Origin of the sequence: Sphingobacterium sp. PCS056, from assembly GCF_023273895.1 — a bacterium.
GTDB lineage: Bacteria > Bacteroidota > Bacteroidia > Sphingobacteriales > Sphingobacteriaceae > Sphingobacterium.
Window position 1 is genome coordinate 3,534,505 of sequence record NZ_CP096883.1, and the last position, 12,256, is coordinate 3,546,760.

Here is a 12,256-nt window from a genome sequence, read left to right on the forward strand (position 1 = left end):
TATAAACCAAAACTACAAATAATGAGCAAAGCATATGTGATCGGCTTAGATTATGGAAGTGATTCCGTTCGATCGGTTTTAGTAGATGCAGCGAATGGCGAGGAGCTATCTAGTGCAGTGTTCTACTATCCGCGATGGAACAGTGGCAAATTTTGTGATCCGATGACTAACCAATTTAGACAGCACCCCTTAGACTATATCGAGGGTTTGGAATCTACCATTAAATCCTGCCTTGAAAAAGTGGGTAATCCTGATATTGCCAAAGCTGTGAAAGCGATTTCTGTTGATTCAACAGGATCTACACCAGTAGCTGTGGATGAACGCGGGGTACCGCTTGCTTTATCCGAACGCTTTGCTGACAATCCAAACGCGATGTTTGTGCTTTGGAAAGACCATACGGCAGTGAAGGAAGCTCAGGAGATCAATGATCATGCAAAAAAATACGATCCCGATTATTTAAAATATGTGGGCGGAATCTATTCTTCAGAATGGTTTTGGGCAAAATTGCTTCATGTACTGCGTAAAGATCAGGAGGTGCGCGATGCCCTCTATACTTGGGTCGAGCACTGTGATTATATCCCATTTTTACTAACGGGCGGTACGCATGCGCAAGATATTAAGCGTAGTGTCTGTGCTGCAGGACATAAGTCTTTGTGGGCAGCTGATTTTGGAGGTCTTCCGCCGAATCAATTTTTTGCTGAATTGGATCCGGTATTAGACGGCCTTGTGGATCGTTTATTTAGCAATACTTATACTTCTGCACAATCTGCTGGCACGCTCTCTGAAGAATGGGCAAACCGATTGGGGCTGTCTACTGATGTCGTGGTGGGTGTAGGTGCTTTCGACTGCCATATGGGAGCCGTAGGTGGACAGATCGAACCTTATTACTTAAGTAAAGTGATGGGAACTTCGACTTGTGATATGCTGGTGGCACCTCCTGATGAAGTGGGCGATACCTTGGTAAGAGGAATCTGTGGGCAGGTCGATGGGTCGATTATCCCAGGTATGATCGGTATGGAAGCGGGTCAATCTGCTTTTGGAGATGCTTATGCTTGGTTCAAGCAGGTGTTATCATGGCCTGTCACAAATCTGATCGGACAGTGTGAAGATATCTCTCCCGAAGATAAAGCGAAGATTGCAAACCTGATCGACACACAGTTGATCCCAGAATTAAGTAAGAAAGCAGCAGAACTGCCTGTGACCGAGTCTTCGGAATTGGCGATTGACTGGTTCAATGGACGTCGTACACCTGATGCCGATCAAACATTAAAGGGTGCTTTGTCTGGTCTTCATCTCGGAACTGATGCTGTGCGAATCTTTCGTTCTATTGTCGAAGCAACTTGCTTTGGAGCTAAAAGCATAGCCGATCGGTTTGTCGAGCAGGGTATTCCGGTAAAAGGATTGATCGGTCTTGGTGGCGTCGCTAAAAAATCTGCTTACATCATGCAGACAATGGCCGATGTGATGAATATGCCGATCCGCATCCATAAATCCGAACAGACCTGTGCTCTTGGAGCTGCCATGTTTGCGGCTACGGCGGCGGGTCTATATCCTAAGGTGGAAGATGCGATGGAAGCGATGGGACAGGGCTTCGAGAAAACGTACGAACCTCGTGCCGAAATGGTTGCCATCTATGCCAAACGATACGAACAGTATAAGCAACTGGGTGCATTTATCGAGCAAAACTAAGTGAGCGACTGTCTGAGGCATCGTCTCAGCGGTCTTTGCTGTCATTATAATTTTTAATTTTTTTTTGAAACTTTAGCATCATGAGTTATACATCCATAAAAGAAGAAGCCTATCAGTGCAACATGCAATTGCCGAAATTGGGATTGGTCCTTTTTACCTTTGGTAATGTAAGTGTCGCGGATCGTGATCAGGCTGTATTTGCCATTAAACCCAGCGGGGTTCCGTATGAGGAATTGACGCCGGATCATATGGTGATCGTTGATTTTGATGGTCAGGTCGTCGAAGGTAAACTGAGACCTTCGTCGGATACTAAGACCCACGCAGTCCTCTATAAACACTGGGAAGGGATCGGCGGTATCACACATACCCATTCGACATATGCCACAGCTTGGGCACAGAGCCAACGCGATATTCCTATTTTTGGAACGACCCATGCGGATCACCTGACCTCCGACATCCCGTGTGCCGCTCCGATGGATGATCATATGATCGCGGGCAACTATGAGTATGAAACCGGATTTCAAATTATGAATCATTTTAATAAACTTCAACTGGACTACAAGGAAGTCGAAATGATTCTAGTTGGTAACCATGCCCCATTTACCTGGGGAAAAACGGGAGCCAAATCGGTCTATAACAGTGCGGTATTGGAAACTGTCGCACAGATGGCACTCCTGACCGAGCAGATCAATCCCAAGGCGCCACGTCTAAAAGATGCTTTGATTAAAAAACATTACGAACGTAAGCACGGTGGTGCAGCGTACTATGGTCAAGAATAAATCATATCAATAATCAACTATAAACTAAATAAAATTGAAAGGAGATTGGATCTACAACCAATCCGATAAACGCTAAAATATGAATATCGATTTAAATAAATTGGAAGTTTGGTTCGTCACAGGGAGCCAGGATTTATATGGTGAAGAAACCTTAAAACAGGTTGCGCTACATGCTGAAGAAGTGGCACAGTATTTTTCTGCGCACAGCCAAATTCCTGTGCAGGTTGTCTACAAACCTATCGTGAAAAATGGTGAAGAAATCTACCATACGTTGACCGCAGCAAATGCTGCTGTGAATTGTATCGGGGTGGTCACTTGGATGCATACTTTTTCACCTGCTAAAATGTGGATCAGAGGATTGCAGGCTTTGCAGAAACCATTATTGCATCTGCATACGCAATACAATCGGGATATTCCATGGAGTACCATGGATATGGATTTTATGAACCTAAACCAAAGTGCGCACGGTGATCGTGAATTTGGTCATATTGTCACCCGTTTAAATATCGGCAGAAAAGTAGTGACTGGACATTGGCAGGATGAAGAAGTGATCGCGCGTATCCAAGTATGGGTACGCGCAGCAGCAGCTTGGCACGACTGGCAAGGCGCTAAATTTGTTCGTTTTGGCGATAATATGCGTTACGTCGCAGTTACCGATGGGGATAAAGTATCTGCAGAGACACAATTTGGTTTCTCTGTCAATACTTATGCTGTTGGTGATCTTGTTGCGATCGTCAATGCGGTCTCAGCATCACAAATCAATACTTTACTCGAGGAGTATGAGGCGACCTATGATCTGGCGCCCAATGTCATGGAGGGCGGAGAGCAACGTCAAAGTTTGGTGGAAGCAGCCCGTATCGAAATTGGATTAAGAACGTTTTTAGAAGCGGGGAACTATAAAGGTTTTACCGATACATTTGAAGATCTGCATGGTCTGGTGCAACTACCAGGTTTGGCCGTACAACGATTGATGGCTGAAGGCTATGGATTTGCCGGTGAGGGCGACTGGAAAACTCCGGCTTTGGTGAGAGCATGTAAAGTGATGGGTGCTGGTTTGCCGGGAACTACAGCTTTTATGGAAGATTATACGTATCATTTTGATCCGCAGAATGAGATGGTCTTGGGCTCGCACATGCTGGAAGTAGATCCGGCTTTAGCGGCTGATAAACCTAGAATTGAAGTACATCCGCTGGGGATTGGTGGTAAAGCCGATCCGGCACGTCTGGTATTTGATGGCTTGAGCGGTCCTGCTCTCAATGCTTCATTGATTGATTTGGGAACACGCTTTCGCTTGATCGTCAATAAAGTAGTCGGTGTAGATGTCAAAGAGGAACTGCCGAAATTGCCTGTTGCACGTGTGCTGTGGAAACCGCTTCCGGATATGAAAACCGCTTGTAGTGCGTGGATATACGCTGGTGGTGCTCACCATACTGCTTACAGTTTGAGTTTGACACCAGAATACTTGGAAGATTTTGCGCGAATTGCTGGGTTGGAGTATGTAGCGATTGATGAAAATACGACGCTAACACATCTGGAAAACCAGTTGAAGTGGAATGAACTCTATTTTTTAATGAAAAAATAACCTGAATAGTCCTGCTCTTTTCTAAAAAGAGCGAGACTTCATCATAAGCAACTCGCAAGACTATGGAAAAATTTGCAACAGTAGATTACGTCATCTTCGTCGTCTACTTCATTATTGTAGCTGGATATGGCTACTGGATCTACAGCAGAAAAACAGCTGCCAACAATAGTAGTAAGGACTATTTCTTGGCAGAAGGTTCTTTGACATGGTGGGCTATCGGAGCATCGTTGATTGCATCCAATATCTCTGCCGAACAATTTATTGGAATGAGCGGTAATGGTTTTGAGGTCGGTATTGCCGTAGCGGCCTACGAGCTGATTGCTGCTGTGGCTTTAATCATTGTGGCCGTGTGGTTTATACCGGTCTACCTGAAGAACAAGATCTTCACGATGCCCCAGTTTTTAAACAATCGATACAATGAAACGACCAGTCTGATTATGGCTGTTTTCTGGCTTTTCTTATATGTGTTTGTCAACTTAACGTCGATCTTATACCTCGGAGCAATCGCCATATCAAGTATGGCTGGTGGCGGAGATAGCTTTCACCTGATCATGGTCGCATTGGCTGTATTTGCTGTCATTATCACATTGGGTGGTATGCGCGTGATCGGTTTTACCGATGTGATTCAAGTGGTGGTTTTGATCATCGGCGGTATTGCTACGACTTATGTGGCTTTAACTTTGGTGAGTGAGCACTTTGGTCTTGGAAAAGATGTTTTGGCCGGTTTCAATAAACTCATGGAAGATTCACCTAAGCATTTTGAAATGATCGTGGATAAACCAGGTGTTGGCGCGACACAAGAGGAGATAAACAAATACCTCATGTTGCCTGGTATCGGGATGTATCTGGCCGGTATCTGGATTGTAAATCTGAATTATTGGGGATGTAACCAATACATCACACAACGTGCTTTGGGAGCAGATCTAAAAACTGCCCGTATGGGTATTTTATTTGCAGGTCTTTTGAAACTGTTGATGCCGCTTATCGTCATGTTGCCCGGAATCGCGGCTTATGTGCTCTATAAAAATGGTGCATTGCAAGAGGAAATGGCACCAGGAGGCGTTTTCCATGCTGATAATGCATACTCCGCTATTCTTGGACATTTGCCAAATGGAATGAAAGGCTTGGCTCTGGCAGCGTTGACTGCGGCTATCGTGGCTGGTCTTGCAGGTAAAGCCAATAGTATTGCGACCATCTATACCTTGGATATCTATAAAAAGTATATCAACACGGCAGCATCTGAAGCGAAAATGGTGTGGATCGGAAAAATTACGATCGTGGTATCGATCGTGGTCGCGGTATTATTTACGTGGAACGATACGTTGGGTATCGGTGGAGCTGGTGGATTTACCTTTATTCAAAAATATACAGGTTTTATCAGTCCAGGGGTATTTGCCATGTTTTTACTGGGGATGTTTTGGAAACGCACGACAGGACCTGCTGCCATAACGGGTTTGATTTCAGGTTTCGGTCTGTCCATCTTCTTCAACGAATTTGCGACAAAAGTATTTGGTCCTGAAACGTGGTTGTATACAGCATATATCAATAAAAGTGGCCACTATGAAATTCCATTCCAGATCTGTATGGGATTGGCTTTCGCGTTTACGTTAGCTTTGATGATCGGGGTGAGTTTGTTTGGTCCAAAAGAGAATCCAAAAGCATTTGCACTTGATAAAAAGATGTTCAAAGTAGAACCATCTATCTTAGTCCTAATCGTGGTCACACTACTATTAGTAACGGCTATATATGTGCGTTTTTGGTAGAGATATAATCTATTAACCCATTTTAAATCATAACGATATGAATAATAAAATATTAAGTGGTTTATTGTTGACATCCGCATTTGCTTGCGGCTGTCAGCAAAATTCCAATAAGCAACATACGGCTACAAGTCAAGATAGTACAGTCCACTCGTTTGAGACGACGATCGACAATAAGGAGGTTAAACGCTATACCTTAACCAATGGGAAGCTCAAAGCTGCACTGACCAATTATGGTGCAAGATTGGTTAGTTTAGAAGTGCCTGATCAGGCAGGTCATCTGACGGATGTGATCCTAGGTTATGACCGTGCTGATGGGTACAAAGCGAATGCTGATAATTTTTACGGAGCTATTGTAGGGCGTTATGGAAATCGGATCGGTGATGCGACTTTCACTTTACAAGGAGTCAAATATGAACTGGAAAAGAATGATGGGAAAAACTCCCTGCATGGCGGTACACATGGCGTATACAATCAAGTGTGGGATGTCGCTAATCGTTCGGATTCCTCCATCACCTTCACTTATCTTTCGCCTGATGGCGAAGCCGGATATCCCGGAAATGTGAAAATGCAAGTGACCTATACGTTAAATCATACCGGCGGACTGGTCATGGATTATCAAGCCAATACGGATAAAGAAACGGTGTTGAACCTCACTAATCATGCTTATTTTAATCTCAGTGGTGCTGGATCTGAAACGATACTGGACCACGAACTGCAAATTGATGCGGAAGCCATTACAGAAGTGGATGACACCTTGATTCCGACAGGAAAAAGTATTCCTGTAGCTGGAACACCATTTGATTTCCGCAAAGCATTTGTAATCGGCGATCGTATCGATGTAGACCATGCGCAACTGAAAATCGGAAAAGGGTACGATCATAACTTTGAATTGTCAAAATCTACCGGTTTTAGAAAAGTTGCTGCTGTCTATGCCGCAAAAACAGGGATAGAAATGCAGATATGGACGACAGAACCGGGACTGCAGTTCTATAGTGGCAATTTCATGTCAGACACTGATCCGAAGGGGAAAAATGGTTTGGTTTATCCTTTCCGTTCAGCCTTTTGCTTAGAAACACAGCACTATCCAGATGCACCTAATCATCCGACATTTGCTTCGACAGTAGTGAAACCTGACCAGACGTACACCTCAAAATCAGAATATAGATTTACGATAAGATAATATAGCATGAAAAAAATTGAGCTACTACTAACAGTTTTAATGGTTGGTTCTACACCTGTATTTGCACAAAGCCCTGTAAATTTTAAAGTAGATCTTGATCGGCCAACGGGCAAGATATCGCCAGATATGTGGGGCGTATTTTTTGAGGATATTAACATGGGTGCCGACGGGGGAATATATGCCGAATTGGTTAAAAATCGATCATTCGAATTTAATGAACCTTGGATGGGCTGGAAAAAATTGACCAAAGAACCTGAAGGTACTTTTTTGATTGTTAACAATAGCACACGAAAGGGTAATCCTCGTTCCTTGAAAATCCATAATCCTAAAGGGATACAATTGGGTCTTCAAAATGAAGGATTCCGGGGTATGGGAATCAAAAAAGGGGAGCAATATGAATTTTCATTGCTTTTTAAACAAGCTTCTGCGGGCATGCGCATCCGTGTTGAAGTGTTAAATGAACAAGATAAAGTAATCGGAACAAGTACTTTAGCCTTATCTAGTGGAAGTAATTGGCAAAGTGGAAGCAGTAAATTTACCGTTTCTGAAACTACTGCAAAAGGAAAGCTGAATGTTTGGATCGAAGGTTCTGGTGATGCAGAGCTTGATATGATCTCCCTTTTTCCAACGGATACTTGGAAAAATAGACCAAAAGGCCTGCGTAAAGATATGGTCCAGATGCTGGCCGATATGAAACCCGGATTTATTCGTTTCCCAGGAGGCTGTATCGTAGAAGGTAGGGACTTAGCAAGTCGTTTTCAATGGAAAAAGACCGTTGGTCCTATTGAAGAGCGTGAGTTGATCATCAACCGCTGGAATACGGAATTTAAGCATAGGCCAGCGCCAGATTACTTTCAAACCTTTGGATTGGGATTTTATGAATACTTCTTAATGGCCGAAGATATTGGCGCTAAAGCTGTACCGATCTTAAACTGTGGGATGGCCTGCCAGTTTAATACCGGAGAACTTGTGCCAATGGAGGAACTGGACACGTATATACAAGATGCTTTGGATCTGATTGAATTTGCTAATGGATCGGTTAGCACAACTTGGGGTAAGCTCCGATCGGATATGGGACACCCAGCACCCTTTAATCTGGAAATGTTGGGCGTGGGCAATGAAAACTGGGGTCCTCAGTATGTGGAGCGTCTAGCTGCATTTAAAAAAGTATTAAAGGAGAAACATCCCGAAATAGCGATTATCGCCAGTTCAGGTACGGATCCCGACGGGGAGCGTTTTGCCTATCTGGACGAGCAGCTCCGTGAGATGAAAATCGATATCATCGATGAGCATTACTACCGACCACCATCGTGGTTTTTGTCCAGCGTCTCTCGCTATGATGATTATGATCGAAATGGCCCGAAAGTGTTTGCTGGCGAATATGCTTCACATACCACAAGACCAAATGGTCCTGGTCGTAGTACTTGGGAAGCCGCACTTTCAGAAGCAGCTTTCTTGACCGGTTTGGAACGTAATGCCGATGTTGTCCAAATGGCTTCATATGCACCGCTGTTTGGCCATGTCGATGGTTGGCAGTGGAGTCCTGATTTGATCTGGGTCGATAACCTACAGGTATACGGTACACCAAGTTATCAGGTTCAAAAATTGTATTCGACGCATACGGGTACCGACATTATACCGATTAAATGGAATGGAGAGACAATTGCAGGTAAAGACAGTTTATTTGCTTCAGCGGTCTATGACAGTAAAGCGAAAGAACTGATTATCAAATTTGTCAATTACAACAGCAAACCTATTCAGGCTAACTTTGATATCAATTCGCAGAAGAAATTGAAGCAGGTCGCTGTGAAAACTACATTGGCCAATGCGGACTTGAATGTTTCCACTAGTTTTGAGGAACCATTGAAAATACAACCTAAAGTGGAAGAGGTCAAGTATAAAGGGAAAAAAATATCGGATACTTTTGCTCCGTATTCATTGACAGTAATTAAACTGCTTGTACAATAAAAAATAATAACTCTTGCAATGATCTGATCATGAGGGGCACATTTGTGTGCCAATCACCATAAACTAAACAAAGCTTGTCTTGGACAGCTGAGCACTATATTTTATGCTGATACCTCCACCTAGGTGTCAGCACCAAAATAGGCTCATGATCGGATCATTGTCTTTACCCTGTTGTGTTCGTTATGCTGCCATAGGCAGCGATCGTATAGCTCAATGTGGGTTTGGATAAGGTTGTGAGTTCTATTTGGTGCCATTTAGAAGAACAAGTGTATGAAAACAGCCTCTTAAACGGAGCTGTGATAGACATCGATGTTGTGTAGATGTTTATGTGGTAGCTGGGGTTGAATATGATTTATAGATGATGTAGGATCGCCGGTACGTCAGCACAGGATTTGAAACCTGACTAAAAGCAAGCATATGGTTGTGTTGGTGCTTTTAGGCTAATGTATGTGTTGTTTTACGTTTTAAACAAATTTGATCATCATAGACCAGTACAGCTCATGTGAAACAGTTTTTCGTGATAGGGTTTGAACTGTGAGGCTACATATGCTTATATTTTAATGGTGCCATCTAGGACTTTTTATAAACCGTCATAAAAATGGCGCATGATACACTCAATGACCATGCTTTCCTTTTCAAGATCCCGTGCAAGATCGTGATCGTTAACGTGAAATCGTTGAACATAATAACCAATACTAATTTTATTCTGATGAAAAAACAGCTTGTTTATATATGCTTATTAGTTTTCATTACCGTAACGCAGAATAAGCTATACGCTAATGAACCCGATTCGGCTTATCTTTTTGCCTATAGCTCTGGAAAGAACAACCATCACAATGGTTTGCATTTTGCATGGAGTATGGACAAAAAGAAATGGCATAGTATCGGTCCTGAGTCCAGTTTTCTGCGTTCTGATTATGGACAGTGGGGTACACAGAAGAAAATGATTGATCCCTTTCTATTCTTGTCACCCACAGGTACCTGGCATTGTGTCTGGAGTTTGAATAAAGAAGATGGTGCATTTGCACATAGTGAGTCAAGAGATCTCATTCATTGGGAAAGCCAGTCTTATCCTTTGGTCTTTCCTTCCGGTAACTGCCTCAGTCCAATCATCAATTACCAGAAAAATAGCGGTGTTTACCAAGTAATCTGGAAAACAGATCGCCCTTCTATCGGAAATTATGCTGTAGAAACGAAAGATTTTAAACTATTTTCTGCGACAACAAAAGTTATGCAGGAGCAGCATGCCAAGGAGCAGGTACGCCTGTCAGACGGAACCTATCCGGGCACGGTCCATAAAGTCGCTTGGGAGACCATTGAAAAATTACTGAAAAAGCAGCAGTTAGATGCATACAAGGGAAAGTTGAACCAGGAACGGATGGCAGATGATGGTACTCGTTTTGCTTCACTAACCGCTATTAAAGGCAGATTGAAGCTGGATGAACATATGCCCGACCGAGCGATCAGTGATCTGCTAATAGGTGCATTTTTTGAAGATATTAATTATGCGGCCGACGGGGGCTTATATGCCGAGCTGATTCAGAACAGGGGATTTGAATATACGTCAAAGGACCGGAAAGAATGGAATAGTCTGACGGCTTGGAGTGCGACAGACGATGGAGCAGTTCTGGTTATCGATACGATCTTGCCGATCCATCAGCATAATCAGCACTATGTGACCATGAAGGTTAAAGATGGTGCAGGAATCGTGAATGAAGGTTTTGGTGGGATTGCGATCAAAAAAGGGGAGCAGTATAAGTTTTCCGTTTATTCGCGTGCAAAATCAGCACCGTTAGGCCAATTATTGATCCGATTAATAGATCGAGACGGAAATACCATTGCAGAGACGCGAACCAAGAAGTTATCAAAAAAATGGCAGCAATATACCTTACCTATGTTGGCAAATGCAAGCGTTTCAGATGCCCGATTGGTCATAACCTATTCTCAGGATGGAACAGTTGATCTGGATATGGTCTCTTTATTTCCTAAAAATACATTTCATCATAGAGAAAATGGCCTGAGAGCAGATCTTGCTACTACTATTGCCGATATGAAACCACGTTTTGTCCGTTTTCCAGGAGGATGTGTGGCGCATGGAGATGGTCTTGAAAATATCTATCATTGGAAAAATACCATTGGTCCGGTGGAACAGCGAAAACCACAGCGCAATCTGTGGGGATACCATCAATCCTTTGGTTTGGGGTATTTTGAATATTTTCAATTTTGTGAAGATCTGGGTGCAGAACCTGTACCGGTCGTAGCAGCCGGAGTTCCTTGTCAAAATTCGGCACATCATGGCCATAAGCTTGGTGGTCAGCAGTGCGGCATACCGATGGAGGAGATGGGGCATTATGTGCAAGATATCCTTGATCTGATTGAGTATGCCAATGGAGATGTCCATACGGTCTGGGGCAAAAAACGCGCTGAAGCAGGACATCCAGCTCCCTTTAACTTGAAATATATCGGTATCGGTAATGAAGATTTAATTACCGATATATTCAAAGAACGCTTTACGATGATCTATGAAGCGATAAATAAAAAATATCCGCATATCGAAGTGATTGGTACTGCAGGCCCATTTTATGAAGGATCGGATTATGTATCAGGTTGGGATTTGGCAACAAAATTAGAAGTTCCGTTGATCGATGAGCATTATTACAATCCGCCGGGCTGGTTTATCCACAATCAGGATTTCTACGACCGTTATGACCGCAGTAAGTCTAAAGTATATCTTGGAGAGTATGCGGCACACCTCCCTGATCGTGCCAGTACTATTGAAACCGCGCTGGCGGAAGCTTTACATCTGTGCAATGTCGAACGGAATGCTGATGTCGTGACGATGACTTCTTATGCTCCTTTGCTAGCAAAAGAAGGGAATACGCAATGGTCTCCCGATTTGATCTACTTTAATAATACAACCGTAAAACCCACAGTAGGTTATTACATCCAGCAGGCATTTGGACAACATGCTGGCCAAACGTATCTATTTAGTGATCTGCAGCTATCTAATCAAGATGAAGCGGTCAACAAACGCATCGGTAAATCAATTGTACGCGACGCAAAAACTGGAGATATTATCGTAAAATTGGTGAATCTATTGCCTGTTGAGGTGGATCTTGAACTCGATCTTTCGGCGATCGGAATTCGCAAGCAAGAGGTAAAGGCAACTGTTATCGCAGGAAAACCAACAGATCGTACCGCGCGCCCTGTCGCAGCAACATTAGAGCTAGATCGTTGCAAATTGTCTCCTTATTCCTTTACCGTTTTCCGTATACCTGCACAAAAGTAGTTGATC

General features: G+C 43.3%; 7 protein-coding genes. All 7 read left to right on the forward strand.

The window, feature by feature from the left end:
- Window positions 1-21 precede the first annotated feature (21 nt).
- The 7 genes from MUB18_RS14745 (at window position 22) to MUB18_RS14775 (ending at window position 12,250) form a co-directional block, all read left to right on the forward strand.
- Entirely contained in the window at window positions 22-1,689 is a 1,668-nt protein-coding gene (locus MUB18_RS14745; protein WP_248753636.1) for a ribulokinase, read from the forward strand.
- Between the two features lie 80 nt (window positions 1,690-1,769).
- A complete protein-coding gene (locus MUB18_RS14750; protein WP_045756403.1) occupies window positions 1,770-2,468 on the forward strand; it encodes an L-ribulose-5-phosphate 4-epimerase in 699 nt (232 codons plus the stop codon).
- A gap of 79 nt (window positions 2,469-2,547) precedes the next feature.
- Entirely contained in the window at window positions 2,548-4,050 is a 1,503-nt protein-coding gene (araA, locus tag MUB18_RS14755; RefSeq protein WP_248753637.1) for an L-arabinose isomerase, read from the forward strand.
- 62 nt (window positions 4,051-4,112) lie between these two features.
- Complete coding sequence (locus MUB18_RS14760) at window positions 4,113-5,813, forward strand: sodium:solute symporter family transporter (protein ID WP_045756401.1); 1,701 nt, start codon at window positions 4,113-4,115, stop codon at window positions 5,811-5,813.
- A 37-nt stretch (window positions 5,814-5,850) separates the two neighbouring features.
- Window positions 5,851-6,993 carry an aldose epimerase family protein gene (locus MUB18_RS14765; RefSeq protein WP_248753638.1) on the forward strand — a complete coding sequence of 381 codons (1,143 nt, stop codon included), beginning with the start codon at window positions 5,851-5,853 and terminating at the stop codon, window positions 6,991-6,993.
- 6 nt (window positions 6,994-6,999) lie between these two features.
- Window positions 7,000-8,961: an alpha-L-arabinofuranosidase C-terminal domain-containing protein gene (locus MUB18_RS14770; RefSeq protein WP_248753639.1), complete on the forward strand. Its 1,962-nt coding sequence runs from the start codon at window positions 7,000-7,002 to the stop codon at window positions 8,959-8,961.
- 709 nt (window positions 8,962-9,670) lie between these two features.
- Complete coding sequence (locus MUB18_RS14775; RefSeq protein WP_248753640.1) at window positions 9,671-12,250, forward strand: alpha-L-arabinofuranosidase C-terminal domain-containing protein; 2,580 nt, start codon at window positions 9,671-9,673, stop codon at window positions 12,248-12,250.
- Window positions 12,251-12,256: the final 6 nt, after the last annotated feature.